This is a genomic window from Streptosporangium sandarakinum (genome assembly GCF_050942225.1).
GTDB lineage: Bacteria > Actinomycetota > Actinomycetes > Streptosporangiales > Streptosporangiaceae > Streptosporangium > Streptosporangium nondiastaticum.
On record NZ_CP192034.1, the window covers coordinates 5,360,249 to 5,385,023 of the forward strand.

Genomic DNA, 24,775 nt, shown 5'->3' on the forward strand with positions numbered 1-24,775 from the left:
TGGGGCGACAACGAGGTGGGGCCGTCACTACCTCCCCATATCGTGCGGGCATACGAGACCTGGCAACGTCGAGGTAGGCGCGCCCTGCCTCACCGCGCCACACGGACAGGTCGGTCTCCACCACGCCAGGCAGGCGAGCGCTACCTCACCGCGCCGCGCAGGTAGGCGAGCACCGCCAGCACCCGCCGGTTGTCGTCCTCGCCCGTGGGCAGCTCCAGCTTGGCGAACACACCGGCCACGTGCTTGCCGACGGCCGCCTCGGTGATCGACAGGGCGCGGGCGATGGCGCCGTTGGAACGTCCTTCGGCGATCAGGGCGAGCACCTCGCGCTCGCGCGGGGACAGCCGGTACACCGGCGCGGTGACCTCCCTGGCCCTGGCCCAGGTCTGCTCGAACAGGTCGATGAGGATGCTGATCAGGCTCTGCTGCCTGATCAGCAGGGCGCCCGGCGAGTGGGCGACGGGGGTGATCCGGACGAACGCCACCGAGCGGTCGAAGACGAGCAGTTGCTGGATCGGCTCGTCGATGACCCGATGCAGGTCACCGGCGGCGTGCAACTCCTTGAGCCGGGCCGCCTTGCGGGGATCGTCCAGCACGCTGGAGTGAACGATCGTGCGCATCGCCAGGCCGCCCTGCAGGGCGTCGAGCACGTCCCTCCGGCTCCGCTGCTCCTGGCGGCCCGTGTCCGGCGAGCCCACCGGGTGCATGGCGCGCAGCTCGCGGGCCGAACCGGCGGCCTGCAAGATCTGCTGCCGGACGAGTTCGCTGTCCTCCAGCCGCTCGACCTCGACGGGGAGGCCGCGCAGCTCCCCCACCACGTCCTCCAGTCGCCGGGCGAGCTGGGCCAACGACACGTTCTCGTCCACACGTCCCCCTCCGGCCGCGCCTCCTGCCTCCGGCGCGGTTCCGACGGCACATTCTGGCCGGTGCTCGCGCGCGTCGTCGAACGGAGGCGGGAACGGCCGCCGAGTCACGCGACCGTCGAGTCAGTGGTACGGGGGACGGCCGCCGAGTCACGCGACCGCCGGGTCAGTGGTACAGGGAACGCCCGCCGAGTCGCGTAACCGCCGGGTTGATGGTGAGATCGTGCCCGGTTCCGGAGATGGGCGAATTCCCGGGACCGGTACGAAGCTCACGTCCGGCTGTGAAAGGACCCGTCACGTGACCGACGAGACCGCACTGAACGCGCTGCGCGAGGCGGCCCGCCTCTCCCCGGAGAACCTCCCGCTGCGACGGCACCTGGCCGGCCTGCTGCTGGCGGCGGGGCGGCTCGCCGAAGCCGCGGGTGAGTACCGGGCGGCGCTCGCGCTCTCCCCCGGCGACGTCGATCTCACGATCGGCCTGGCGGAGACGTACGTCCGGCAGGGCGAGTACAACCTGGCCCTGAGAACGCTCGACCCGCTGGTGGACATGCCCGACCGCCCGATACGCGTGGACATGCTCATGGTCAGGGCGGCGCTTCCGGTCAACAGGCCGGGCGCCGTCTACTGGTATCGCCACGCCATCGGCCGCGACCCGTCGCAGGCCGATCCGGAGCTGGCCGCCCGCCTCGGCCTGGAGGACGCCCCGCCCGCCGCCCCGGCCTCTCCCCCGCCGACGGCGACCGCACCCACCCCGGCGGCCGGATGGCACCCCTCTCCTCCGCATGGCCAGTCGCCCCCGCCGCGGAGTCCGGCGCCGCCCGCTCCGACGCCTCCGGCTCCGGCTCCGCAGGTCCCGGCCGCGGGGCCGCCCTCCCTGATCCCCTCCTCACCCGCGCCCGCCCCGGGCCCCGCCGCGTACGCCCCCACCACCCCCGCCCTGATCCCCGCCTCGCCCGCGCCGCCGTACACGCCGCCGCAGCCCGCGTACGGCGCGCCGTACGGCTCGGCGGCGGAGCCGACCGCGGAGGTGGAGCGCTCGCGGGTGACCTTCGCCGACGTCGCCGGGATGGAGGGGGTCAAGGAGGCGCTGCGGATGAAGCTGCTGCTGCCCGCCCAGCAGCCGGAGCTGTTCGCGGCGTACGGCAAGCGGGCCGGCGGAGGGGTGCTGCTGTACGGGCCGCCCGGCGCGGGCAAGACGCATCTGGCGCGGGCCGCCGCCGGTGAGCTGGGCGCGGCGTTCGTCAACGTCGGGCTGGCCGACATCCTCGACATGTGGACCGGGTCGAGTGAGCGCAACCTGCGCGCGACGTTCGAGATGGCCCGCCGGAACCGCCCGTGCGTCCTTTTCTTCGACGAGGTGGACGCGCTCGCGGCCCGCCGCTCCGACATGCGCCAGGCCCACAGCAGGCAGATCGTCAACCAGTTCCTCGCCGAGCTCGACGGGGTGGACGAGCACGCCAACGAGGGGGTGCTGGTGCTGGCGGCGACCAACGCCCCCTGGTACATCGACGTGGCCTTCCGCCGTCCCGGCAGGTTCGACCAGATGGTGTTCGTGCCGCCGCCGGACACGGTCGCGCGGGCCGCGATGCTCTCGCTGATGTGCCGCGACAAGCCCCTGGGGAAGATGGACTTCGACAAGGTGGCCAAGGCCACCGAGGGGTTCGTCGGCGCCGACCTCAAGGGCCTGGTGGACCGCGCGGTCGAGGTCAAGTTGCAGGAGTCGATCCGGGCGGGCCGGCCGATCCCGCTGTCCACCCCGGACCTCATGGCCGCCGCGAGGACGATGCGGCCCACCGCCGTCCGGGAGTGGCTGGGCACCGCGCGCAACTACGTGCTGCACGCCAACGAGAGCGGCGTGTGGGACGAGCTGCTGCCCTGGCTGCGTGACCTGCGGTGAGCGCGACCGGTTTCCAGGGCTCCGGTTCCCAGGGCTCCGGTTTCCAGGGCTCCGGTGGCCCGGCGGTCTTCCGGGAGGACGATCCGGCCGCGGCCGTCGAGCGGGCGCGGACGCTGCTGGGGCTGGGCCGTACCGAGGCCGCCGAGCGGGAGCTGCGCGGGGTGCTGGCCCGCGACCCCGGGCACGTGGTCGCGCACTGCCTGCTCGCGCTGGCCCTGATCTCCCGGCGGGCGGTGGACGAGGCGGTCGCCGAGGCCGGTGAGGCGGTACGGCTGGCTCCCGACCACTGGTACCCGCACCACACGGCGGGCCAGGTCCTCTACTACGCGGACCGTTCGGAGGAGGCGCTGCGCGCCGCGCGGGCCGCGCTGGCGATCGACCACGGCCAGGCACAGGTCTGGGAGCTGCTGACGCGGGTGCACGCGGACCGCGAGGAGTGGGCGCTGGCGGCGGAGGCCGCCCGGCGCGGCCTGGCCCTCGACCCGCACGGCAGCCGGCTCACCGGTCTCCTCGCGGTGGCCCTCGGCGAGCTGGGCGACCGGGCGGGGGCGCTGGCCGCGGCCTCCGACGCGGTGCGGCTCGACCCGGAGTCGCCGTCCGCGCACCTGGTGTACGGCCGGGTCCACCTGGCCTTCGGCGGCGCCCGGGACGCGGCGCGGGCGTTCCGCGAGGTGCTCCGGCTCAGCCCCGGGGCGGACCAGGCGCGGGAGCTGCTCGTGGTGGCGCTCAAGCGGCGCAACCCGCTGTACCGGGCGGTGTCGCGGCTGCCGGGCACCCTGGGCGGCCGATGGATGCTCGCGCTGCCCCTGATCCCGCCGCTCATCGCCGTCTTCGTGCTGATCGCGGTGGCCCACTGGACGATGTGGGTGGCCGAGTCGCTGGTCACGCTGGGGCTGGCCCGCGGCTCGTACACCCGGCTGCTGTTCCGGCGCGGCGAGGTGCGGTCGGCGGCCCTGTGCTGCGCCGTGCTCCTGGCGGGCGCGGCGCTGCTGGGCACGGGCGTCGCCCTGTCGCAGCCGGCGACGGGTACGGCGGGCGCGGCGCTGCTGGCGCTGGTCACCCCGGTCCAGGAGGCGGCGCACACCGCCGCCCCGCGCGCCCGGAAGATCCTCACTGGGTGGGCCGGGCTGCTGGCGTCGACGGCCGCGGTGTCGCCGGCGCTGCCCGCGCTGTGGCCGGCGCTGCCCGCGCTGTGGCCGGCTCTTCAGCGGCCGGAGAACGTCCCGCTGCTGGCCATGTGGGCCGGGCTGGGAACGATCTGGGTGGCCGCGGCGGTCCGGCGGCTGCTCGGCCGGGTCCCCTCCCACGGCGCGGCCGGGCTCTGACCGCTCCTCTCCCGATGGAGGTCGTCGTGCACCGGCGTGCCGTCGGGCCGAGCCTGACCCACCCCCGCCCGATCGCGCGGATCGGCGGAGGTGCATGCTCGTCGGTATGCGGGCCGGCCGGGGTCCGGTCGGGTGATCGGGGGAGCCGGTGCCCGGTCAGGAGGGGTTCGATGTCCCGTGAGCGCGCCGCCGTCATGGTCGAGTACCAGGCCCGGGCCTGCCGGAGTCTCGGCTCACCGCTGTACGCGTTCCTGCTGGAGCGGGTGGCGCGCGACGTCCGCGAGGGGGGTCCCTGCGCCGCCGCGCTCGCCGGGTACGAGGACGCCCCCGGGCCCGACGCCGTCGCGCTGCGACTGCTGGGCGGCGTGCACGCCCTGGCCCTCACCGGCCGGGCCCCGGACCTGGCCGCCTGCTATCCCAGCACGGGCGGCTCGTTCGACCCGGACGACCCGGAACCCTGCTGGCGGGCCTTCCTCGACGCCGTCGTGAACGGGATGGAGTGGGTCCGCGACTGGATGACCCGCCCGCCGCAGACCAACGAGGTCGGCCGGTCCAACCTCCTGATCGCCGGGCTGCTGGAGGTCGCCGGGGCGGCCCCGCTGCCGATCCGGCTGTTCGAGCTGGGCTCCAGCGCCGGGCTGAACCTGCGCGCCGACCGCTTCCGCTACGTCGCCGGCGATTTCGCCTGGGGGCCCGCCGACTCCCCGGTCGTGCTGGACGACGCCTGGGACGGCGCCCCGCCCGTCTGGCTCCTGGACGCCGCGGCCGAGCGTCCGGAGCTGACCGTCATCGAGCGGCGTGGCTGCGACCTGACGCCCATCGACCCGCTCTCCCCCGGCGGCGCGCTGGCGCTGCGCGCCTACGTCTGGCCCGACCAGACCGCGCGCTTCGCGCGGCTGGAGGGCGCCCTGCGGGTGGCCGCCCGGGTTCCCGCCCAGGTCGAGGCCATCGGCGCCGCCGACTTCCTGGCCCGGGTACGGCCGGAGCCGGGCACGCTCACCGTGGTCTGGCACTCGATCATGCGCCAGTACGTCCCGGGCGAGGAGTGGGCCCGGGTCGAGCGGGAGCTGGACCGGCTGGCGAGGACGAGCACGCCGCGGGCGCCCTTCGCGCACATCTCCTTCGAACCGCGCCGTATCGGGGACCGGCACCGCTTCCTGCTCGCCGTACGGCTCTGCGAGACGGCCGAGACCGTCCTGGCGAAGGCCCGCCCGCACGGCCTGCCCGCCCGGCCCGTCACCGGCTGACGCCCGCCCGGCCCGTCATCGCGCCTGGCGCCCGCCCGGCCCGTCATCGCGCCTGGCGCCCGGCCGGCGCCGGGACGCCGGGTTCGCGTCCGGGGCCGGGACCGGGACCGGCCGATATGGTGTGGCCGTGCCCGCCGCCCCCCGCACCTCCCCGCGCACCCCTCCCCCGCCGGCCGCCCCCGCCGGTTCGAGGCGGTCCGCGCGCGACTGCCCGCCGTCCTCGCGGTCGCCGTCACGGTGGCCGCCGGGCTGGGGATCCGCGCGGTCACCGGCGGCTGGTTCGGCAAGTACGCCGGGGACGCCCTGTACACCGTGCTGGTGCACGCGCTCGTCGTCGCGGCGGTTCCGCGGGTCTCACCGTTCCGGGCGGCGGCCTGCGCGCTGGCGTTCAGCTGGGCGGTGGAGTTCGCCCAGCTCACCCCGGTCCCGGCGGCGCTGTCGGAGGCGAGCGTGCTCGCCCGGCTGGTGCTCGGCAGCACGTTCGGCGCGGCCGACCTGGTCGCCTACGCCGCCGGGGCGCTCCTCTCGGCGGCGGCGCACACGGCCGCGGTCGCCGTCCGCACGCGCCGCGGCCGGCGGGCCGGCTGACGGGCCCCGCCTGAGGAGTACGGCCGGCTTTGACCGGCAATCCTCCTGCAAGAGTCCGTTAAGCGGCCCGGTTCACGATGGGACACGGCTCCGGAAGCCACCCGCCGAACGATCGGGGGCTTCGGGGCCACCGCGAGGTGGGACGGCGAGGAGATCGCATTCACCTGGCGCGTTCTGATCCAACCGGCAGGACGCGGGCGCCGCGTGGCACCGCGGGTGATCTCGATGGGGGAAATCATGCGTTCACGGCGTCTCACGGCGGCGGTTCTCGGCGCGGCCATCCTCGGAATGTCGATCGGCTTCGTCTCCGGCACGTTCACGCCCGGCCCCGACCGCGCGGGCGTCCGCCTGTCCGGGTGGGCCGGCCCCACCGTCGCCGGCTCCGCACAGTCCACCGGTATCGGTCCCGGCCCGAGCTGAACCGGCCTCGCGCGAGCGGGCGCGCACGCGCCGGGACTCCCACCCGGGCCGGGACGGCGGGACGGGTCGGGACGGCGGGACGAGTGCGCCGGAAGGCGTGAGAGGACGTGGGAAGGCGCGAGAGGACGTGAAAACACGTGAGGCCGTGAAAGGGCATGGGAACACGCGGGAAGACGGCGTGCGGGGCGGCGGCCGGAGGTCGGCCACCGCCCCGCACGCCATATCCTGTGCGCATCATGCCTGAGGGACACACCATTCACCGCCTCGCGGCGCAGCACCGCGAACTGCTCGGCGGCCGGGTGATCCACGCCGAGAGCCCGCAGGGCCGGTTCGCCGCCGGAGCGGCCCGGATCGACGGGCGGGTGCTGCGCGAGACCGACGCGCACGGCAAGCACCTGCTGCTCGGCTTCGACGACGACACCTGGCTCCACGTGCACCTGGGCATCTACGGCAAGTACGCCTTCGGCCCGGTGCCCGCGCCCGCCCCTGTCGGCGCGGTGCGGCTGCGCCTGACCGGTCCCGGGCACTACGCCGACCTGCGCGGACCCAACACCTGCGAGCTGCTCGACCCGGGTGAGAAGAAGGCGCTGCACGACAGGCTCGGCCCCGACCCGCTGCGCGCGGACGCCGATCCCGGGCTCGCCTGGCGGCGGATCGGCCGCAGCCGCACCTCCATCGGCGTCCTGCTGATGGACCAGTCGGTGGTGGCGGGCGTGGGCAACATCTACCGCGCCGAGGCGCTGTTCCGCCAGGGGGTGGACCCGGCACGGCCCGGCCGCGACCTCACCCGCGAGCAGTGGGCCGCCATCTGGGACGACCTGGTGTTCCTGATGGCCGAGGGGGTGCGGGTGGGCCGGATCGACACGGTCCGCCCCGAGCACACCCCGGAGGCGATGGGCCGCCCGCCCCGGGTGGACGGCCACGGCGGCGAGGTCTACGTCTACCGGCGTTTCGGCATGCCGTGCCTCCTGTGCGGTACGGAGGTCCGCACCGGGGTCCTCTCCGGCCGCAACCTGTTCTGGTGCCCGTCCTGCCAGACCTCCTGACCCCCTGACCCCTCGACCGCCCTCCCCCGTCCGTCCGGGACGCGTGAGCCGGGCCCCGGCGGAAGCGGAGGGAGGGCAGGGCGGCCGGGGAACCGAAGGCCGCGCGGTCAGAGGAGCCGGAGGACGGCGTCGACCGACGCCTGGGAGGCCGGGATCAGCGGCAGCCGGACGGCCGCGGTCGGGATCCGGCCCTGGGCGTGCAGCACGCCCTTGAGGACCGTGGGGTTGGGTTCGGCGAACAGGCTCGCCGACATGACGGACAGCCGGTGCCCCAGGGCCCGGGCGTGCGTGACGTCGCCCGCGTGCCACGCCGCCGCCAGCTCGGCGAACCGGGCGGTGCGCAAATGGGCGGAGGCGAGGATGCCGCCGGAGGCGCCGAGCGCGAGCAGCGCGGAGAAGAACGGGTCGTCCCCGGCGAGCACCGCGAACCCCTCGGGCGGGTCGGCCAGCAGGGTGACGGTGTCCTGGTCCACACCGCCGACGGCGTGCTTGACCCCGGCCACCATGGGCAGTTCCCCCAGCCGTCGCAGGGTGGCGGCGCCGACGGACTGGCCGGTCCGGTAGGGGATGTTGTAGACGATCAGCGGTACCGGGGTCTCCTGCGCCAGCGCGGCGAAGTGGGCGAGCACCCCGGCCTCGGACGGCCGGACGAAGGACGGCACGGTGACCAGTGCGGCGTCGGCGCGGTCCTTGAGGGCGAGCAGGGCCGCGGCCGATCCGCGGGTGTCGCTCGACCCGGCTCCGACGACGAGCGTCGCGCCCCGCTCCCGGCACACCCGCCCGCAGATCTCGACGACCGCCTGCCGTTCGTCGGGGGCCAGTGTGGCCGCCTCGGCGGTGGTGCCGAGGGCGACCAGCCCGATCGCGCCCTCGTCGAGGGCGGCGTACGCCAGGTCTTCGAGCGCCGCGAGGGCGATCTCGCCATCCTCGGCGAACGGGGTGATGAGCGGGACGAGGACACCGTTCAGGTTCATGCCTCAAGCTTCCCGGCCGCCGACCGTGCAGGTCCAGTTCGCTTTTCTTCCGAGAACGTTAAGCTGAACTGATGCTGGATGTGCGACGCCTCCGCCTGCTGCGCGAGCTGGCCAACCGGGGCACGATCGCCGCGGTCGCCGAGGCCCTGGCCTTCACGCCCTCGGCCGTCTCCCAGCAGCTCGCCGTACTGGAGCGGGAGGCCGGGACGGCGCTGCTGGAACGGACCGGCCGCCGGGTGCGGCTGACCCCCGCCGGGGTCGCGCTGGTCGGTCACGCCGAGGCCGTGCTCGAACGGCTGGAGCAGGCGGCGGCCGAGCTGGCCGCGGCGCGGACCGACCTGACCGGCACCGTCCGGATCGGCGCCTTCCCCACCGCCACCCGCGCCATCCTGCCCGCGGCCCTGGCCGCGCTGAACCGCGACCATCCCGGGCTGGAGCCGATGGTGGACGAGATCGACCCCGCCGAGGTGGCGCCGCGGCTGCGGGCGGGCGACCTGGACGTGGCCCTGGTGCACGAGTACGACTTCGTCCCCGCCGCCCCCGACCTGGCCCTCGACTCCCGCCCGCTGCTGGAGGAGTCGATGTTCCTCGCCTCCCCCGACGAGGCCGGCCCCCCGGCGGAGCGGTGGAACGCGCACGGCGGCGCGGACGGTGATCCGCTGACGCGGTGGCGTGACGCCCCCTGGATCGCCTCCACCCCCGGCACCCTCTGTCACGCGATGACCGTGCGGGCCTGCCAGGCGGCCGGGTTCGCCCCGCGGATCCGGCACCACGTCGACGACTTCGCCACCGTCCTGGCGATGGTCGCGATCGGCCAGGGCGTCGCGCTGGTGCCGGAGCTGGGCGCCGCCGACCCGCCCGGCGGCGTCCGGCTCGTGGAGCTGCCGATGCGCCGCCGTACGCTGATCGCCTTCCGCCGCGGGTCGGGCGACCATCCGGCCATCGCCGCCTTCGTCACGGCGCTGCGCTCCGGCGGGCCGCGGCGTTGAGGACGGCGGTCAGGCTGGCCTCCAGGACCGACCCGCTACGGCCGGCCGACCACCCGCCCCGGTGCTCCAGGAAGGTGATCGCGTCACCGCCGTTCCCCGGTCCGAGTGACTGCTGTGTCAAGCTGAGGATCTCCACCGGGTGGCCCACCTCGGCCAGCACCCGCGTCAGCGCGTCGACCGGTCCGGCGTCGGGGTAGGCGCGCGTCACCGCCTCGTCGCCCACGGCGAGGGTGATGATGGTGGACTCCGGCGTGGACTCCCAGCTTTTCAGCGTCACCGGCGAGTCGCCCGGGGCGAGGTAGGTCCGGTCGAACAGCTCCCACAGCTCGGCCGCGGTGATCTCACCACCGGTCGTGTCGGTGTGCCGCTGCACGTGCCGCGAGAAATCGATCTGGAGCCGTCGCGGCAGCTCGATGCCGTACTCCGACTCCAGCAGGTACGCGACGCCGCCCTTGCCGGACTGGGAGTTCACCCGGATGACCGCGTCGTAGGCGCGGCCCAGGTCAGCGGGATCGATCGGCAGGTACGGCACGCGCCAGGCCAGCTCACGCTCCGGCGTCGCCGTGTCGGCCGCCCGTCGCCGGTGCTCGGCCAGACCCTTCCTGATCGCGTCCTGGTGTGTGCCGGAGAACGCGGTGTGGACCAGATCGCCTACGTAGGGGTGGCGCTCGTGCACCGGCATGCGCGTGCAGTACTCGACCACCCGGCGGATCTCGTCGATGTCCGAAAAGTCGATCATCGGGTCGATGCCCTGGGCGTGGAGGTTGAGGGCCAGCGTGGCGATGTCGACGTTGCCGGTGCGCTCGCCGTTGCCGAACACGCAGCCTTCCACGCGCTCGGCGCCCGCGAGGACGGCCAGCTCGGCGCAGGCGACACCGGTGCCTCGATCGTTGTGCGGGTGCACCGACAGGATGACCGAGTCGCGGCGAGCCAGGTTCTTGTGCATGTACTCGATCTGGTCGGCGTAGACGTTCGGCGTGGCCACCTCGACGGTCGCGGGCAGGTTGAGGATCACCGGCCGGGCCGGTGTGGCCCGCCACAGCTCGGTCATCGCGTCGCACACGTCCAGCGCGTAGCCGGGCTCGGTGAGGTTGAACACCTCGGGCGAGAACTCGAAGCGCACATTGGGCATGTCTCCGGCCAGTTCCAGCACGTCGCGGCCACCGGCCAGGATCAGCTCCCTGAGCTCCCGGCGTGAGGCGCCGAGTACCACCTTGCGCCAGGTGGGCGCGGTGGCCGCGTACATGTGGATCACCACGGGGTTGGCGATGCCGCGCACCGAGGCGACCGTCCGCTCGATCAGGTCGCGGCGGGCGGCCGTGAACACGACGACGGTCACGTCGGCGGGCGCCAGGCCGGTGTCGGCGATGAGGCGGACGAAGTCGAAGTCGGTCTGCGAGGCGGAGGGGTAGCCGACCTCGATCTCCTTGTAGCCCATGGCGACCAGGAGCTCGAAGAAACGCCGCTTGCGGGCGGGATCCATGGGCTCGGCCAGGGCCTGGTTGCCGTCACGCAGGTCGACGGGCACCCACAGCGGCGCCTTGGTCAGGCGGGCGGCCGGCCAGTCCCGCTCGGTGAGCGGGACCTCCACCCGGGAGTGCACGTCGAGGTAACGGTGTGAGGGCATCTGCGAGCGGCGCTGCCTGTTCCACGCGGGCGCGCCCGCCGGTATCTCGCCGCGCGGTGTGTCGATGAACATGTGGGGCTTCTCCTTGCCTGCCTCGTGAAGGGACGACCGGCGGGGACGAAAAGGCTCCACGGCGGGGAGCCGGTCGGATCAGACCCCGCCGTGGCAGCCGAGAAGAAGAAGCCCACGGAACGACATGGCGCTAGACTGTAACAACTCCCAACTCCTCAGACAAGCTGAGAGGTCCTCCATGCTCGACGTGCGGCGGAACCTTCTGTCAGGTCAGATCGCCGAGTTACTGCTCACTCGTGTCCGCGCCGGTGAATGGGCGCTCGGCCAGAAGCTGCCGGGAGAGACGGTGCTCGCCGCACAGCTCGGCGTCGGCCGCTCCACCGTGCGGGAGGCCATCCGCGAGCTGGCCGGCAAGGGGGTGCTGCAGCCCCGGCAGGGAGCCGGCGTCTTCGTCACCGCCCTCGACGTCCAGGAGGACTGGGACTCCGTGGTGCGCCGGGCGGCCATCACCTCGGTCATCGAGGCGCGCGTCGCCATCGAGTCCGAGGCCGCGGCCCTGGCGGCGGCCCGCCGCACCCCCGCCGACCTGCGGGCCGCGCGCCGCGCCCTGCGTGCGCGCGCGGAGCGCTACCACGACGTGGAGGAGCTGGTGGACGCCGACATGGCGTTCCACCGGCGGATCGTCCTCGCCTCGCACAACGAGATCCTGCTGGAGCTCTTCGACGGCTTCGTCCCGCGCCTGCGTCCAGCGATGATCGAAATGCTGCGGATCCGGCCGGTGAGGTCACCGGAGGACGATCACACGGCCCATCTGGCCGTGGTGGAGGCGGTCGCGGCGCGCGACCCCGCCGCCGCGTCCCGGCACAGCCGTACCCACCTGGAGTCCATGAAGACCATCCTGTCCTGACGGGTCCGGGGTCCGGGGCGCGCGACGAGCCTTCCGGGTGGCGTGCCGGGCGCCTCGCCGGAGGTCACCCCGGTGGCCCGGCCGGCCACCGGGGCGCACGGACCGTCCCGGCCCGCCGCGGCGGGCCGGGACGGCTCACATCAGGGTGCGGGCGGTCCAGAGCTCGGGGAAGACCTGGCGCTGCATGCTGCGCTCCAGCCAGGCCAGGCCGTTGGACCCGCCGGATCCCGGCTTGGCGCCCATCGAGCGGCGCACCGCCATCACGTGGCGGTAGCGCCAGTCGGAGAACCGTTCGGCCAGGTCGGTCAGGGCCTCGCCGAGCGGGGCGAGCGGCCCGCCGTACACCTCGACCCAGACGGCCTCGACCTCGGGGCCGGGCTCGTAGTCGGCGGCGTAGTCGCGCTCGATCGCCTTCCGCGGGACCGCGTAGCCACGCCGGGCGAGGAAGGCGAGCACCGAGTCGTACAGGCTCGGCTCGGAGAGGGCCTTGACCAGCTCCCGGTAGGTCTCGGGGTTGCGGCGGTGCGGGCGGGTCAGGGCCTCGGACTTGTTGCCGAGCAGGAACTCCACGTGCCGGTAGGCCGCCGACTGGAAGCCCGACGCCTCGCCGAGCGCGTCGCGGAACCGGTTGAACTGCGCCGGGGTGAGCCAGCTCAGCGACGCCCAGGCGGCGTTGAGCGCCTCGAAGTGCCGGACGGAACGCCTGATCGTCGCGGTCGCGGCGGCGTCGTCGTCCTCGTCGAGCTGACGCTGGGCGAGCTGCCACTCCGAACGCAGCAGGCCGAAGTACAGCTCCATCACCTGCGTGGTCACCAGGAACGCCAGTTCCTCGGGGGCGTCGGTGACGGTGCGCTGGAGCCGGTGCAGGACGGCCGTCCCGACGTAGTCGTCGTACGGCGTGGCGCTGTCGAAGGCGAGCGTGGGCAGGCCCCCGTTGGCGATGGACCGCAGTTCGCGGTCATGCTCGCTGAGCTGCCTGGTGCCGGTCATCTGGGTACTCCTCGAATGTGTCCGATCACCTCCATGGTGCTCTGGAGTCGCGTACTGCGAAATAATCAACCAAAGGCGATAGGCGTCTTCCACCTTCGGAACGGAAGGCATCGGACCGGTTCGGTTTGCGACATGACGGAGTGTGACCGTGGATGCCATGGATTGGGCACTGCTGGGCGAGTTGCAGCGGGACGCGAGGCTCTCCTACAGCGAGCTGGCCCGGCGGGTGCACATGTCCGCCCCGGCGGTGGCCGAGCGGGTGCGGCGGCTGGAGGAGACCGGGGTGATCGTCGGCTACCACGCGCGCGTGGACCCGGCGCTGGCCGGGCGCGGGGTGGCGGCGCTGATCAGGATGTCGTGCTACGGGCCGCGCTGCGTGCTGCGCGACGAGCAGGCGCTGGCCTGGCCGGAGATCCTGGAGGTGCACCGGGTGACGGGCGACACCTGCTGCCTGCTGCGGGTGGCCGCCTCGTCGATGACGGCGTTCGAGGAGCTGATCGACCGGCTCGCGCCGTACGGGCACCCGTCGAGCATGATGGTGCTCTCCAGCCCGGTCCCCTGGCGGCCCCTGACGCCGTGACGGTCCGGAACGACCGCGATCAGCGCGTCCCCGCCCCCCTGACGCCGTGACGGCCGGAACGACCGCGATCCCGCGCGTCTCCGCCCCCTGACGCCGTAGGTCCCCGCCCTCACGCCCTCGGTGGGAGAGCGGAGGGGTCCTGTGCCTGGCCGGAGTCGAGGAGGGCGAGGTAGTCGTCGAGCTCCCGGCCCGCGGCGAGCATCGCCCGGCTCCGGCGTCCGAGCCGGGTCCGCCATTCGCGCAGCAGGTCCGCCAGGTCCACCGTGCTCCCCGCGGCGCGCAGCTGCTCGATGAAGAACCCGATCCGGGCGAGCGGGTAGCCGCCCCGGCGGAGCTGGCGGGCCATCCGCGCGTCGCGGACCGCGCCGGGCGGGTAGACGCGGTAGCCGGTGGCGCGGTCGCGGTGCGGCTGGAGGATGCCGACCCTCTCCCACTTCCGCAGCGACGCCGGGTGCATCCCGAGCTGGTGGGCCAGCGCCCCGATGGTCAGCCCGCCGGACGGGCTTCCTGACGGGTCACCACCGGACGCGGGTTCCGTGGCCGGACGCCCGGACGCGGGTTCCATGGCCGGCCGCCCGGACGGGTTCCCGCCGGGTCCGGGCTCCGCGGTCAGGGCGCCGAGCGCGGCGGCGACCTCGCCGAGGGTGTCGCGCTCGCGCAGCAGCTCGGCGTGCGCCCGGTCGATGAGGCGGAACAGCGTCTCGTCGTCGCGGCGGTGCGCGGCGCGCATGATCTCCACGGCCGTCCGGTGCCCGTACCCGGGCCGCAGGGCGAGGAAGGCGCGCAGGGCCTGGGCGTGGACGGCGGAGTAGCGCCGGTACCCGGTGTCGCCGCGCTCGGCGGGCGGGAGGATCCCCTCGTCCTCGTAGTTGCGGACCGCCTGGGTGGACAGGCCGTGCTCCCGGGCGAGATCGACCGGCCGCAGCGCTCGTCGTGCCATGTTCCCCTCATCCCCGCTTCAGGGGTTCAAAGGTACGGGCCTTGCCTCAGGAGGAGCGGCCGGAAGGGAAGACGCGCCCGGTGATCGCGCCGGCGGTGGCCCGCCAGATGGGGGAGGCGGCGTCGATGACGTCGAAGTGGCCGCCGGACATCTCCAGGTACGTCACGTCGTCCCCGGCGTCCTGGGCGGCGCGGGCGTAGCGGCGGCCCAGGTCGAGGAGGTCGAGGTTGTCGCCCCCGCCCTGCACGACGAGCTGGGGGACGCCCAGGGGCAGCCGCTCCATCGGGCTGGAGTCGCGGTAGGTCCCGGGCGCCTCGTCGGCCGTCCCGCCGAGGGCGGCCTCCACCGCGCCGTCCCCCAGGTGCCTGCGCTCGCCCTCCACGAGATCCACGACGCCGGCCAGGGAGACGGCCAGGGTGACCCGGCGGTCGTCGGCGGCGGCGCGCAGGGCGAGCTGGCCGCCCGCCGAGTGGCCGATGAGCACGACCGGCCCCGGGGCGTCCCCGGCGGCCAGCGCGACGCCGCGTGCCACGTCCTCGGTGGTCGCGGCCCAGCCGTGCAGGTCGGGGCGGCGATACTCCAGGTTCCAGGCGGCGAAGCCGCGTCCGGCCAGGTCGACGCAGAGCGCGTCCATCAGGTCGGCGCCCCAGACGGAGCGCCAGTAGCCGCCGTGCAGCAGCACCGCCACGGGCGCCCGGCCGGTGTCGCCTCCCTCCGGGAGGCGCACCTCGGCCCACTGGTCGGAGTGCTCGCCGTAGGGGACGCGCCTGGCCGGCCACCGCATCCGGTGCACGGCGTGCCTGATCGCCCAGGTCAGCCCGCCGACCCCGCGCCCGTACAGGTAGGTCGCGCCGGGTCCCGAGGCGGGCGGGGGAAACCGGTCGCCCGGGGCGGCCGGTTTGGTGAGGTCCACCCAGACGGCCCGGGGGTGCCCGGCGAACAGCGCGCGCGCCTCGGGGTCGGAGCCGGGGACGGCGACCACCGGGCCGGGCGACTCCAGTGCATCGCGGAAGGCGGGCAGGTCGGCGGCCGGCGACACCCTGCCCTGGACGCCGAGGGCGGCGAACTCGCGGTCGGCCACCTCGGTGAGCAGCCGGAGATCGGCGACCAGGGCGGGACCGGTGACCACGAGCACCTCGGATGCGAAGATCATCCGCTTATTGTCCACTATCCCCTGAATGGTCGCGCTGAGATGCGTTCAAGGCGCCGGGCGGCGGCAGGAGCCCGGCGGAACAGGCCGGCGACAGGAGCCAGGTGGAAGCGGATACCCGCGGCAGGAGCCCAGTGGGAGTGGATGCCGGCGGTGCCCGCGTCCCGCCGACGCTCTCGGCGCCGGCCTGGCCCGCCCCGGCGATGGGGTGACAGCAAGGGGATAACAACCTTTTTTCACCATGAACCCGGGTCACGGCATATTTCGTGGTTTTTGGGATGATATCGGGGTGTCAGTCCCTAGCTTCTGGTACTGCTGAGGCATTAGCGTCTGCCCATGCGCCACGTTGAGATCTCCGGCAAGAGGCTCCGGCTGAGGGAAGTGACCGCCGCGGACGTGGACGCGATGCACGCCGTGTACGGCGACCCCACCGCCACCGAGCATCTGCCGTTCGACCCGCGCACCCGCGAGGAGGTCGAGGAGATCGTCGCCGAGGCGATGGACGCCGCCCGCGCCGAGCCCCGCCGCCTGTACGTGCTCGCCGTGACCGAGACCGACCGCGACGACGCCATCGGCGTGGCCCGCCTGCGCATCGACGCCGACCATCCGCACAGCGCGGAGCTCGGCCTCGGCCTGCGGCCCGACCATTGGGGCCGCGGCATCGGCACCGACCTGATCCGGCTGGTGCTCGCGTTCGGCTTCCGGGACCTGCGCCTGCACCGCGTCTGGGGCGCGCGCTCCCCCGCCAACACCGCGGCCCAGCTCGCGATGCTGGTGGCCGGAATGGTCGAGGAGGGCCGGATCAGGCACCACGTGCGAGCCCGGGGCACCTGGCGCGACTCCGTGATCCACTCGGCCCTGGAGGACGAGTGGGAGGGGTACCGCGACGTCTGACCCGGCCCGCGCGGGCCGGTGGGCGCGCGCCCGCCGGCCCACGGTCCGTGACCGCCCGATCCCGCTCCCGGGAGAGAGCCCGATCCGGGGACGTCCGTACGGCCCGCACGGGGCAGGTCGTGACGGAATTGCTGCCTTTTTCAGTTACAAAGGTGGGGAAATACCCCTAGAGTCCGCCCCTGTGAGTGAGAGTTCCAGCCTCCCCGTACGCGGGCGCGCCGTACGGCCCTCCGGCCGGCACCGCAGACCCGTGCCCTCCCAGCTCCCACCCGAGGCACCCGCGCTGGTGCTCGCCACGCTCGGCGACGCGTCAGGCGTCGCCGCCGAGCTGGCGTCCATGATCCGGGTGGACAACCCACAGATCGAAGTACGCCTCGCCGGTCTCGGCGAGGACGGCAAGGAGCTGACCTCCGAGCTGGAGGCGGCGGCCCGTGAGCGTCCCGCGGACGGCGAGGCCGCCATCGTGGTGCCCCTGCTGACCGGCCCGCACCCGGTCGCCGACGGCGTGATCGCCGCGGCGGTCGCGGCGAGCGGGGCGGCGGCGCGGGTCACCGAGTCGCTCGGGCCGCACCCGCTGCTCGCCGAGGCGCTGCACATCCGCCTGGCCGAGAAGAACCTGGCCCGCGCGGACCGGATGCGGCTGCTCAACATCGGAAGCCCCATCGACGCGGTCGTCCTCGCCACGGTCGGCGGCGCGTACGGGGCGGCCGAGGCCCAGCCGACGGCCGTCCTGCTGGCCTCGCGCCTGACCCTCCCCGTGCTGGTCGCCTCCCTGGACGGCGGCCCGGACGCCGCCGCCGCGGCCGAGCGGCTGCGCGGCGTCGGCGCCGAGCGCATCGCCCTCTCCCCCTGCCTCATCGGCCCCGAGGTCGACCCCGGCCTGGCAGGCGAGGCGGCGACGCTGATCGGCGCCGAGTCCGCCGACCTGCTCGGCGCGCACGACCTCATCGCCGACCTCGCCGCCCGCGCCTACGGAAGCGTCCTGGCCGAGGACGCCTGACGGTCGAGGACGGCCGACGGTCGAGAGCCGTCGGCGGCCGGCGGCTTCACGCGAGCGTCCCCTTCCGGTGCGGCCACACCGGAAGGGGACGCGCGGGACGGGCCCCGGCCGGTCCCGGTGCGCCTCCGTACCGGACCTCAGCGCCGCGCCAGCGCCAGCACGCTCAGCCCGAACATCAGGACGCCCAGGGGGAGATGGACCGCCGGTACGTGCGCGATGCCCAGCGCGACCTGGACGGAGGCGAGGACGAGGAAGCCGGACGCGTGCCAGATGGGCCGGGGCGAGCCGCCGCCCGGCTTCCACGCCAGCACCGCCGCGAGCACGTACAGCAGCGCCGCCCCGTACATCACGCGGGCCCCGACGCTGTGCAGCGTCTCTCCGTACGACGAGGTCAGCAGCAGTCCGGCGGAAACCGCCTGAAGGAAGATGGTCAGGGTCTGCAGAGCGATCGCGATCCGCAGGAACGAGAAACTGCGCTGTGCCGTCGCCTGGGTGGTCATGTCACGGTCCCCCTGTTCCGCCCCCGGGGGCAGTAGGTCGATAAGGTCTCACCAGCCCGACGACGCGGGCCCGCGAAAGGTAAGGCGAGAAGGCGATCGGAAGCATGGGGACAGCCGGGACGAGCATCGATGAGACAGCCGGTGAGCGGCGCCAACTGATCAATGTCGCCTACCGGTTGCTCGGTTCGCTGGCCGAGGCCGAGGACGCCGTACAGGAGGCCTACGCGCGCTGGTACGCGCTGCCACGAAGCCGGCAGGAGGAGATCGTGTCCCCCGGCGCCTGGCTGACGACGGTGACCGGCCGCATCTGCCTGGACGTGCTCGGCTCGGCGCGGGCCCGGCGTGAACGCTATGTCGGCGCGTGGCTGCCCGAGCCGCTGCCCGGCCGCGCCGGGTGGGACCACGGCCATGGCACCGACCCCGCCGACCAGATGGTCCTGGACGAATCGGTGACCATGGCCTTCCTCGTCGTCCTGGAGTCGATGACGCCCGCCGAGCGGGTGGCGTTCGTCCTGCACGACGTCTTCCGCTACCCCTTCGCCGAGATCGCCGGCGTCCTCGGCCGGACCCCCGCGGCCTGCAAGCAGCTGGCGGCCTCCGCCCGGCGGCGGGTGGGCGCCGCGCGCCCTCCGGTGACGGCGGCCCGGCAGGCCGACGTGGTGCGGCATGTCAAGGAGGCATGGGAGACGAAGGACATCGCGGCCCTCGTCGACCTCCTCGACCCGGCCGCCGTGATGACCGCCGACGGCGGCGGCATCATCAATGCCGCCCTGCGCCCGATCGAGGGCGCCGCGCCCATCGCCCGGTACATGGCCGCCATCACCGGCAGGGCTCCGGGGCTCGAACTCCTGGAGTGGCCGGTCAACGGCGTGCCGGGCCTGGTGGTCCGGCGGGCCGGCGCCGTCGCGGCCGTGGCCTCGTTCGATGTCGCCGACGGCCGCGTCACCCGGATCTGGGTGGTCCGCAATCCGGAGAAGCTGCGGCCGTGGGCGCGGGTCGGAGAGGCGCATGAGCAGCCGGACAGGGCCTAGGTGTATTGACCACAAGCGTTGTTAACGCTGATTGGGCTTGATCATGGCGAAGACCTCCGGTGTGGTGGAGCTGTCTAGGAACGCACCACACGGAGGTCTTCGTGTCCCACCGTAACGCCCGGCTGACCGTTCACGGCAGGCGTCTGCTCATCGAGCGTGTCCGTTCGGGCCGCCCCGTCGCCCATGTAGCCGCCGAGATGGGCATCTCCCGCACCACGGCACACAAGTGGGTGCGCCGGTGGAAGCAGGAAGGAGACGCCGGGCTGGCCGACCGTTCCAGCCGCCCTCACAAAACACCGCACCGGACCGCGGCGGACGTCGAGGCGCGTGTCTGCCGGCTGCGACAGGACCGCAAGCTGGGCCCGGCACGCATCGGCCCGATCCTGGGCCTGCCCTCATCCACGGTGCACCGCATCCTGACCCGGCACCGGCTGAACCGTCTTGCGTTCCTGGACCGGCCCACCGGAGAAGTGATCCGCCGCTACGAACGGGCCCGGCCCGGCGAGCTGGTCCACGTGGATGTGAAGAAACTCGGCCGCATCCCCGCCGGCGGCGGCCACAAGGTCCTCGGCCGCCAAGCCGGCCGGGCCAACCGCAGCAGCGTGGGGTTCGACTACATCCACTCCGCCGTCGACGACCACACCCGGCTGGCCTACAGCGAGATCCACAGCGACGAGAAGGCCGCCACCTGCGCCGCCTTCCTGCGCAGGGCCGCCGCCTTCTTCGCCGCCTGCGGGATCGACCGCGTCGAACGGGTCCTGACCGACAACGCCTGGCCCTACCGCAAGAGCTTCGCCTGGCGGCAGGCACTAGCCGACATCGGCGCGACAGGCAAGCTCACCCGCATCTACCGGCCACAGACCAACGGCAAGGTCGAACGCTTCAACCGCACCCTGCTCGACGAGTGGGCCTACATCCGCACCTACACCAGCAACGACGAACGGACCCAGGCCCTGGCAGACTTCATCCACACCTACAACCACCACCGCTGCCACACCGCACTCGGCGGACAGCCACCAATCACCCGCGTCAACAACCCTGCGGGTCAATACACCTAGGGCCTAGTCCCGTTCCAGCCAGACGTAGCCGGCGAAGCGGCCGGTCACGCCGTCGCGGCGGTGGGAGAACAGCTCGGGGCTCTCGATGGTGCAGCGCGTGTCGTGGGTGATCTCGCCGACACCGGCCCTGGCGAGCTGCGAGTTGATCGCGGCCCGCAGATCGAGGGCGGGGGTGTCGTGGCGGGTGATCGACCACGCCTCGGGGACGACGGCCGTGACCTCGGCGCGCATCTCCTCCGGCACCTCGTAGCAGCTCCCGCAGGCCATCGGGCCGATCAGGGCGGTCATCCGGCCCGGCTCCGCGCCGCGCGCCGCCATCTCCGCCACCAGCGCCGGGACCACTCCCGAGACGGTGCCGGCCCGCCCGGAGTGCGCCGCGCCCACCAGGCCCGCCGCGGGGTCGGCCAGCAGGACGGGCGCGCAGTCGGCGCACAGCGCCGCCAGGCCGAGGCCGGGGACGTCGGTGCAGACGCCGTCCAGCGGCGGCGGGTCGTCGCCGAACGGCTCGGTGACGTAGCGGACGTCGGCGCTGTGGACCTGCCGCATGAACACGACCCGCTCCAGCCCGAACTCCGCCGCGGTGCCGGCCCGGTTGGCCGCGACCGCCGCGGGGTCGTCCCCGCACGCGCCACCGAGGTTGCGGGTGTCGTACGGCGCAGCGCTCACGCCTCCGTGACGGTCCGTGATCCTCATCTGAACGTTCACGGCCCCGACCTTACCGACCCGGCGGAACCCCTCCCCAACCGTGTTCGTTGCACGGTCAGCGCGGATCCTCCGTTCCGCCGGTTCCCCCGAGAGGTTGCGAGCGCATGACGCAGATCGCGTACGACCGCAAGGAGCAGCTCCGTCAGATCGAGAGCGGCCTGATGCCCGGCGAGCAGATCATCGCCGTCTACGACGCCATCGGCACGGGCACCGGGTTCCTCGGCCTCACCGACAGGCGGGTGATCGTCCAGGACAAGTCGTTCGTGGGCAAGAAGATCGCCATCACGAGCATCCCCTACAGCAAGATCTCGGCCGTCAGCGTGGTGAGCAACAAGTCCCTCGCCGGCGGGTTCTTCTCCTCCGGCGCCATCGCCGTCCACGTGGGCACCCACACCTACGAGGTGGAGTTCCGCGGCGACGAGAAGGCCCACCACGCCCACAACGTCATCCTGAGTTTCATCAGCCGCTGACCCCGCCGTACGGCGGGGCCGGCCCGGTGGCCCCCGTCAGGAGGCGGTGACCGACCGGTACAGGTCCATCGTCCGCTCGGCGATCCTTGCCCAGGAGAAGTGCTCCACGGCCCGCGCCCGCCCGGCCGCGCCCAGCTCGGCGGCCAGCTTCGGGTCGTCCAGCAGCCGGTTGATCCGCTCGGCGAGGTCGGCGGCGAACCGCTCGGGGTCGTCGGGGGAGCCGTCGGCGGCTGACTGCTCGATCGGCACCAGCAGACCCGTCGACCCGTCGGCCACGACCTCGGGGATGCCGCCGGTGGCGGTGGCCACCACGGCGGTCTCGCAGGCCATGGCCTCCAGGTTCACGATGCCCATCGGCTCGTAGACCGAAGGGCAGACGAACACCGTGGCGTGGGTCAGGATCTGGATCACCTCGGGGCGCGGCAGCATCTCCGAGATCCACACCACGCCCTCGCGGTCCAGCCCCCGGACCAGGGCGGTCACCTCCTCGGCGATCTCCGGGGTGTCCGGCGCGCCCGCGCAGAGCACGAGCTGGGCGTCGCGCCGCAGGTCCCGTGCCGCGTGCAGCAGGTGGACCAGCCCCTTCTGCCGGGTGATCCGGCCCACGAACACCACGTACGGCCGGGCCGGGTCGATGCCGTGCTCAATCAGGAAGCCGGTGTCGGGATCGGGGGCGTACTGGGCGGTGTCGATCCCGTTGTGGATCACCGTGACCTTCTCCGGCGCCACCTCCGGGTAGGCGGCCAGCACGTCGCGGCGCATGCCCTCCGAGACCGCGACGACCGCGTCGGCGCTCGCCAGCGCGCCGCGCTCGGCCCAGGACGACAGGGTGTAGCCGCCGCCGAGCTGCTCGGCCTTCCACGGCCGCAGCGGCTCCAGGCTGTGGGTGGTCATCACGTGCGGGACGCCGTACAGCATCTTGGCGACGTGGCCGGCGAAGTTGGCGTACCAGGTGTGGCTGTGCACCAGGTCCGCGCCCTGGCACGCCGCCGCCATCTCCAGGTCGACGCCGAGGACCTGGAGGGCGGCGTTGGCCCCCTCCAGCCCGGCCGGCGCCCGGTACGCCGCCACCCCCTCCTCCGCCCGGGGCGCCCCGAAGCAGCGCACCCGGACCTCGGCCAGCCTCCGAAGCTCGCGGGCGAGGTACTCGACATGGACACCGGCTCCGCCGTACACCTCTGGGGGATACTCGCGGCTCAGCAGATCAACGCGCATATGATCAGCGTAGTGTTTCATCCCTGTTCATCGGGTTAGGGTCGGGTGTATGAGAGTCCTCGCGATCGTCCTCGCCGGCGGCGAAGGCAAGCGGCTGATGCCGCTCACGGCCGACCGGGCCAAGCCGGCCGTGCCGTTCGGGGGGATCTACCGGCTCGTCGACTTCGTGCTGTCGAACCTCGCCAACGGCCAGTACCTGAAGATCGTGGTGCTGACGCAGTACAAGAGCCACAGCCTCGACCGGCACGTCTCCCGCACCTGGCGGCTGTCGACGATGCTGGGCAACTACGTCACTCCGGTGCCCGCGCAGCAGCGGCTGGGCCCGCACTGGTTCTCCGGGTCGGCCGACGCGCTGTTCCAGAACCTGAACCTCATCTACGACGAGATGCCCGAGCACGTCATCGTGTTCGGCGCCGACCACATCTACCGGATGGACCCCCGGCAGATGGTGGAGCAGCACGTCGACTCCGGCGCCGACGTGACGGTGGCGGCCATCCGGCAGCCGCTGTCGCTCGCCGACCAGTTCGGGGTGATCGAGACCGACCCGGCCGGGCGGCGGATCGTGGCGTTCCGCGAGAAGCCCAAGGACGCGGTGGGCCTGCCCGACGCCCCCGACCAGGTGTACGCGTCGATGGGCAACTACGTCTTCAAGACCCAGGCGTTGCTCGACGCGCTCCGCGAGGACGCGCTCGACCCCACCAGCAAGCACGACCTCGGCGGGGACATCATCCCGATGCTGGTGAAGTCCGGCGGCGCCCAGGTGTACGACTTCGCCGACAACGTGGTGCCCGGCTCCACCGAGCGCGACCGGGGCTACTGGCGCGACGTCGGAACGCTCGACGCCTTCTACGAGGCCCACATGGACCTCATCTCACCGCACCCGGTCTTCAACCTGTACAACCAGCAGTGGCCGATCTACACCTGGCACGACCCGCTCCCGCCGGCCAAGTTCGTCCACAACGAGGGCGACCGGGTCGGCCGGGCGGTCGACTCCCTGGTGTCCGCCGGTGTGATCGTCTCCGGCGGGCTGGCGGACCACTCGATCCTCTCCCCCGGCGTGGTGCTGCACTCGCACTCGCGGGTGGAGGACTCGGTGCTGATGGACAACGTGAAGATCGGCCGGGGCGCCGTCGTCCGCAAGGCGATCATCGACAAGAACGTGGTCATCCCCGACGGGGCGCGGATCGGCTTCGACCTCGAGTACGACCGCAGCCGGTTCGCGGTCACCAGGAACGGGATCGTGGTCATCGGCAAGAACGAGATCATCGACCGCTGACGGGCTTCCCTGGAGGCAAGGCCGCGGCCGGTATACCGGCACCGGGCCGCTGACCGGCGCCTGGACGCCCGTCCGCGTCGGCCGACCGGTGCCTCGGACGCCGGGCCGCGCGCGGAGCGGCCCGGTGTCCCGGAGGGGTGGATCAGTTGACCGAGGGCTTCTCCGGGAGCCGGTCGAGGATCGCCTGGAACATCGTCGCGTTGAACGCGGCCATCTCGTCCATCCGCGTCTCCAGCTTGTCCATGCGGGAATCCAGCTTGTCCATCCGCGTCTCCAGCTTGTCCATGCGGGAATCCAGCTTGTCCATGCGGGAATCCAGCCCGTCCATGCGGGAATCCAGCTTGTCCATCCGCGTCTCCAGCTTGTCCATGCGGGAATCCAGCCCGTCCATGCGGGAATCCAGCCCGTCCATGCGCTCGTCGACGCCGGCGAACCTGGCGCGCATCTCATCGCGGAGTTGCTCGACCTTGACGTCCACCTCGGACACCTTGACGTCCAGTGCGAGGACCCTGGCGCCCAGGTTCGACACGCTTACGCCAAGGCCCGTGACCTTGGTGTCCAGCTCCGACACCTTCGTGTCGAGCTTCTCAGCTTCGATCCGCAGGTTCAGGACCTTTTCGTCCAGACGGGTCATGCCGAAGCCGAGGCCGATGACCCGGCGCTCCACCCCTTCTAGGCATTTGCCCATCACATCGAGCTTGGTGTAGACGGGGGTAAGCGCGTCGTAGGCCCGACCCGAGGCCGTTTTTCCACATTCGCTGCTGAGCAGCATGAATTCCTCCTCCAGTCGGCTCACTCGTGCCTTCAGCGTCGCCATGTGTTCTCTCCTCGGGGGTGTGGTGAACAGCGTAGGCGCGTCGCGCCGTCGAGGATCGGAGGCAGGGGACGAGTCCTCGCGGGGAACATCATGGGGCGTGATCGGCCGTCACGTGGCGTGTTCGGGAAACCGTTTCCGCAGGAAATCGGGGCGGGATGAGGAATCTCCCCCGGGGAGGGCGACATGCCGGGCCGGGGATGCGAAAAGTTCTCCGAAATGCCGACGTCGCGGAACATCCTCCGGACCGTCCGGCA

At 73.1% G+C, this 24,775-nt stretch carries 25 protein-coding genes; 15 read left to right on the forward strand and 10 right to left on the reverse strand.

Annotated features, from left to right (window positions below; all coding sequences use genetic code 11):
- Nucleotides 1-140 precede the first annotated feature (140 nt).
- Complete coding sequence (locus ACQP10_RS25005) at nucleotides 141-866, reverse strand: LuxR C-terminal-related transcriptional regulator (protein ID WP_433539820.1); 726 nt, start codon at nucleotides 864-866, stop codon at nucleotides 141-143.
- A 295-nt stretch (nucleotides 867-1,161) separates the two neighbouring features.
- Between ACQP10_RS25005 and ACQP10_RS25010 the strand changes: the two genes are divergently transcribed.
- The 6 genes from ACQP10_RS25010 to ACQP10_RS25035 all read left to right on the forward strand — a co-directional run bounded on the left by ACQP10_RS25010 (nucleotide 1,162) and on the right by ACQP10_RS25035 (nucleotide 7,386).
- Nucleotides 1,162-2,760, forward strand: a complete 1,599-nt coding sequence (locus ACQP10_RS25010) for an AAA family ATPase (protein ID WP_433539821.1) — start codon at nucleotides 1,162-1,164, stop codon at nucleotides 2,758-2,760.
- On the forward strand, nucleotides 2,757-4,085 hold the full coding sequence (locus ACQP10_RS25015) for a tetratricopeptide repeat protein (RefSeq protein ID WP_433539822.1): 1,329 nt from the start codon (nucleotides 2,757-2,759) through the stop codon (nucleotides 4,083-4,085). Before ACQP10_RS25010 ends, ACQP10_RS25015 begins: the two co-directional genes overlap by 4 nt.
- 170 nt (nucleotides 4,086-4,255) lie before the next feature.
- Nucleotides 4,256-5,332: a DUF2332 domain-containing protein gene (locus ACQP10_RS25020; RefSeq protein ID WP_346022687.1), complete on the forward strand. Its 1,077-nt coding sequence runs from the start codon at nucleotides 4,256-4,258 to the stop codon at nucleotides 5,330-5,332.
- Between the two features lie 237 nt (nucleotides 5,333-5,569).
- Complete coding sequence (locus ACQP10_RS25025; protein ID WP_433539823.1) at nucleotides 5,570-5,920, forward strand: DUF2809 domain-containing protein; 351 nt, start codon at nucleotides 5,570-5,572, stop codon at nucleotides 5,918-5,920.
- A gap of 237 nt (nucleotides 5,921-6,157) precedes the next feature.
- Nucleotides 6,158-6,340, forward strand: coding sequence for a hypothetical protein (locus tag ACQP10_RS25030; RefSeq protein WP_399499178.1), 183 nt, complete (start codon nucleotides 6,158-6,160; stop codon nucleotides 6,338-6,340).
- Nucleotides 6,341-6,576: 236 nt separating this feature from the next.
- On the forward strand, nucleotides 6,577-7,386 hold the full coding sequence (locus ACQP10_RS25035; protein ID WP_389996187.1) for an Fpg/Nei family DNA glycosylase: 810 nt from the start codon (nucleotides 6,577-6,579) through the stop codon (nucleotides 7,384-7,386).
- A 107-nt stretch (nucleotides 7,387-7,493) separates the two neighbouring features.
- Here the strand turns inward: ACQP10_RS25035 and ACQP10_RS25040 are convergent, their stop codons facing one another.
- Complete coding sequence (locus ACQP10_RS25040) at nucleotides 7,494-8,360, reverse strand: 4-hydroxy-tetrahydrodipicolinate synthase family protein (protein ID WP_346022691.1); 867 nt, start codon at nucleotides 8,358-8,360, stop codon at nucleotides 7,494-7,496.
- A gap of 71 nt (nucleotides 8,361-8,431) precedes the next feature.
- On the opposite strand from ACQP10_RS25040, the gene ACQP10_RS25045 reads away from it, so the two are divergent.
- A complete protein-coding gene (locus ACQP10_RS25045; protein WP_433539824.1) occupies nucleotides 8,432-9,349 on the forward strand; it encodes a LysR family transcriptional regulator in 918 nt (305 codons plus the stop codon).
- Here ACQP10_RS25045 and ACQP10_RS25050 read toward each other — a convergent pair.
- Complete coding sequence (locus tag ACQP10_RS25050; RefSeq protein WP_433539825.1) at nucleotides 9,315-11,048, reverse strand: 2-isopropylmalate synthase; 1,734 nt, start codon at nucleotides 11,046-11,048, stop codon at nucleotides 9,315-9,317. The two genes, ACQP10_RS25045 and ACQP10_RS25050, sit on opposite strands and share 35 nt — an antisense overlap.
- A 178-nt stretch (nucleotides 11,049-11,226) precedes the next feature.
- On the opposite strand from ACQP10_RS25050, the gene ACQP10_RS25055 reads away from it, so the two are divergent.
- A complete protein-coding gene (locus ACQP10_RS25055; protein WP_433539826.1) occupies nucleotides 11,227-11,895 on the forward strand; it encodes a FadR/GntR family transcriptional regulator in 669 nt (222 codons plus the stop codon).
- 135 nt (nucleotides 11,896-12,030) lie between these two features.
- Here ACQP10_RS25055 and ACQP10_RS25060 read toward each other — a convergent pair whose 3' ends face one another.
- A complete protein-coding gene (locus tag ACQP10_RS25060; protein WP_346022694.1) occupies nucleotides 12,031-12,885 on the reverse strand; it encodes a tryptophan 2,3-dioxygenase in 855 nt (284 codons plus the stop codon).
- A 157-nt stretch (nucleotides 12,886-13,042) separates the two neighbouring features.
- Between ACQP10_RS25060 and ACQP10_RS25065 the strand changes: the two genes are divergently transcribed.
- On the forward strand, nucleotides 13,043-13,465 hold the full coding sequence (locus ACQP10_RS25065; RefSeq protein ID WP_346023228.1) for an Lrp/AsnC family transcriptional regulator: 423 nt from the start codon (nucleotides 13,043-13,045) through the stop codon (nucleotides 13,463-13,465).
- 109 nt (nucleotides 13,466-13,574) lie between these two features.
- On the opposite strand, the gene ACQP10_RS25070 is transcribed toward ACQP10_RS25065, so the two are convergent.
- Both ACQP10_RS25070 and ACQP10_RS25075 read right to left on the reverse strand, forming a co-directional pair.
- Nucleotides 13,575-14,405, reverse strand: coding sequence for a MerR family transcriptional regulator (locus ACQP10_RS25070; RefSeq protein WP_433539827.1), 831 nt, complete (start codon nucleotides 14,403-14,405; stop codon nucleotides 13,575-13,577).
- Between the two features lie 46 nt (nucleotides 14,406-14,451).
- Nucleotides 14,452-15,558, reverse strand: a complete 1,107-nt coding sequence (locus ACQP10_RS25075) for an alpha/beta hydrolase (RefSeq protein WP_346022696.1) — start codon at nucleotides 15,556-15,558, stop codon at nucleotides 14,452-14,454.
- Nucleotides 15,559-15,891: 333 nt separating this feature from the next.
- On the opposite strand from ACQP10_RS25075, the gene ACQP10_RS25080 reads away from it, so the two are divergent.
- A complete protein-coding gene (locus ACQP10_RS25080) occupies nucleotides 15,892-16,449 on the forward strand; it encodes a GNAT family N-acetyltransferase (RefSeq protein ID WP_346022697.1) in 558 nt (185 codons plus the stop codon).
- 181 nt (nucleotides 16,450-16,630) lie between these two features.
- Entirely contained in the window at nucleotides 16,631-17,449 is an 819-nt protein-coding gene (locus ACQP10_RS25085; RefSeq protein WP_346022698.1) for a hypothetical protein, read from the forward strand.
- 137 nt (nucleotides 17,450-17,586) lie between these two features.
- On the opposite strand, the gene ACQP10_RS25090 is transcribed toward ACQP10_RS25085, so the two are convergent.
- Nucleotides 17,587-17,949, reverse strand: a complete 363-nt coding sequence (locus tag ACQP10_RS25090) for a hypothetical protein (protein ID WP_179827629.1) — start codon at nucleotides 17,947-17,949, stop codon at nucleotides 17,587-17,589.
- A 104-nt stretch (nucleotides 17,950-18,053) separates the two neighbouring features.
- Between ACQP10_RS25090 and sigJ the strand changes: the two genes are divergently transcribed.
- Nucleotides 18,054-18,980 carry an RNA polymerase sigma factor SigJ gene (sigJ, locus tag ACQP10_RS25095; RefSeq protein ID WP_433539828.1) on the forward strand — a complete coding sequence of 309 codons (927 nt, stop codon included), beginning with the start codon at nucleotides 18,054-18,056 and terminating at the stop codon, nucleotides 18,978-18,980.
- Nucleotides 18,981-19,081: 101 nt separating this feature from the next.
- Nucleotides 19,082-20,038, forward strand: a complete 957-nt coding sequence (locus tag ACQP10_RS25100) for an IS481 family transposase (protein WP_433539829.1) — start codon at nucleotides 19,082-19,084, stop codon at nucleotides 20,036-20,038.
- A gap of 3 nt (nucleotides 20,039-20,041) precedes the next feature.
- Here the strand turns inward: ACQP10_RS25100 and pgeF are convergent, their stop codons facing one another.
- Nucleotides 20,042-20,731 (reverse strand): peptidoglycan editing factor PgeF, encoded by a 690-nt coding sequence (gene pgeF / locus ACQP10_RS25105; RefSeq protein WP_346023229.1) that lies wholly within the window; start codon nucleotides 20,729-20,731, stop codon nucleotides 20,042-20,044.
- A 116-nt stretch (nucleotides 20,732-20,847) separates the two neighbouring features.
- Between pgeF and ACQP10_RS25110 the strand changes: the two genes are divergently transcribed.
- On the forward strand, nucleotides 20,848-21,213 hold the full coding sequence (locus ACQP10_RS25110) for a PH domain-containing protein (RefSeq protein WP_179827625.1): 366 nt from the start codon (nucleotides 20,848-20,850) through the stop codon (nucleotides 21,211-21,213).
- A gap of 36 nt (nucleotides 21,214-21,249) precedes the next feature.
- Here ACQP10_RS25110 and glgA read toward each other — a convergent pair whose 3' ends face one another.
- Nucleotides 21,250-22,428 (reverse strand): glycogen synthase, encoded by a 1,179-nt coding sequence (gene glgA, locus ACQP10_RS25115; RefSeq protein WP_433539830.1) that lies wholly within the window; start codon nucleotides 22,426-22,428, stop codon nucleotides 21,250-21,252.
- Nucleotides 22,429-22,477: 49 nt separating this feature from the next.
- On the opposite strand from glgA, the gene glgC reads away from it, so the two are divergent.
- Nucleotides 22,478-23,704, forward strand: coding sequence for a glucose-1-phosphate adenylyltransferase (gene glgC, locus ACQP10_RS25120; RefSeq protein WP_346022701.1), 1,227 nt, complete (start codon nucleotides 22,478-22,480; stop codon nucleotides 23,702-23,704).
- A gap of 142 nt (nucleotides 23,705-23,846) precedes the next feature.
- Here the strand turns inward: glgC and ACQP10_RS25125 are convergent, their stop codons facing one another.
- On the reverse strand, nucleotides 23,847-24,521 hold the full coding sequence (locus tag ACQP10_RS25125) for a hypothetical protein (RefSeq protein WP_433539831.1): 675 nt from the start codon (nucleotides 24,519-24,521) through the stop codon (nucleotides 23,847-23,849).
- Nucleotides 24,522-24,775 lie beyond the last annotated feature (254 nt).

Bases quoted from the DNA above. Each gene is read 5' to 3' on its own strand.
- ACQP10_RS25045 (WP_433539824.1), top strand. From the start codon at position 8,432: ATGCTGGATGTGCGACGCCTCCGCCTGCTGCGCGAGCTGGCCAACCGG.
- ACQP10_RS25030 (WP_399499178.1), top strand. From the start codon at position 6,158: ATGCGTTCACGGCGTCTCACGGCGGCGGTTCTCGGCGCGGCCATCCTC.
- ACQP10_RS25110 (WP_179827625.1), top strand. From the start codon at position 20,848: ATGACGCAGATCGCGTACGACCGCAAGGAGCAGCTCCGTCAGATCGAG.
- glgA (WP_433539830.1), bottom strand. From the start codon at position 22,428: ATGCGCGTTGATCTGCTGAGCCGCGAGTATCCCCCAGAGGTGTACGGC.
- ACQP10_RS25125 (WP_433539831.1), bottom strand. From the start codon at position 24,521: ATGGCGACGCTGAAGGCACGAGTGAGCCGACTGGAGGAGGAATTCATG.
- ACQP10_RS25060 (WP_346022694.1), bottom strand. From the start codon at position 12,885: ATGACCGGCACCAGGCAGCTCAGCGAGCATGACCGCGAACTGCGGTCC.
- sigJ (WP_433539828.1), top strand. From the start codon at position 18,054: ATGGGGACAGCCGGGACGAGCATCGATGAGACAGCCGGTGAGCGGCGC.
- ACQP10_RS25055 (WP_433539826.1), top strand. From the start codon at position 11,227: ATGCTCGACGTGCGGCGGAACCTTCTGTCAGGTCAGATCGCCGAGTTA.
- ACQP10_RS25065 (WP_346023228.1), top strand. From the start codon at position 13,043: ATGGATTGGGCACTGCTGGGCGAGTTGCAGCGGGACGCGAGGCTCTCC.
- pgeF (WP_346023229.1), bottom strand. From the start codon at position 20,731: ATGAGGATCACGGACCGTCACGGAGGCGTGAGCGCTGCGCCGTACGAC.
- ACQP10_RS25075 (WP_346022696.1), bottom strand. From the start codon at position 15,558: ATGATCTTCGCATCCGAGGTGCTCGTGGTCACCGGTCCCGCCCTGGTC.
- ACQP10_RS25035 (WP_389996187.1), top strand. From the start codon at position 6,577: ATGCCTGAGGGACACACCATTCACCGCCTCGCGGCGCAGCACCGCGAA.
- ACQP10_RS25050 (WP_433539825.1), bottom strand. From the start codon at position 11,048: ATGTTCATCGACACACCGCGCGGCGAGATACCGGCGGGCGCGCCCGCG.
- ACQP10_RS25040 (WP_346022691.1), bottom strand. From the start codon at position 8,360: ATGAACCTGAACGGTGTCCTCGTCCCGCTCATCACCCCGTTCGCCGAG.
- ACQP10_RS25070 (WP_433539827.1), bottom strand. From the start codon at position 14,405: ATGGCACGACGAGCGCTGCGGCCGGTCGATCTCGCCCGGGAGCACGGC.
- ACQP10_RS25090 (WP_179827629.1), bottom strand. From the start codon at position 17,949: ATGACCACCCAGGCGACGGCACAGCGCAGTTTCTCGTTCCTGCGGATC.
- ACQP10_RS25080 (WP_346022697.1), top strand. From the start codon at position 15,892: ATGCGCCACGTTGAGATCTCCGGCAAGAGGCTCCGGCTGAGGGAAGTG.
- ACQP10_RS25020 (WP_346022687.1), top strand. From the start codon at position 4,256: ATGTCCCGTGAGCGCGCCGCCGTCATGGTCGAGTACCAGGCCCGGGCC.
- glgC (WP_346022701.1), top strand. From the start codon at position 22,478: ATGAGAGTCCTCGCGATCGTCCTCGCCGGCGGCGAAGGCAAGCGGCTG.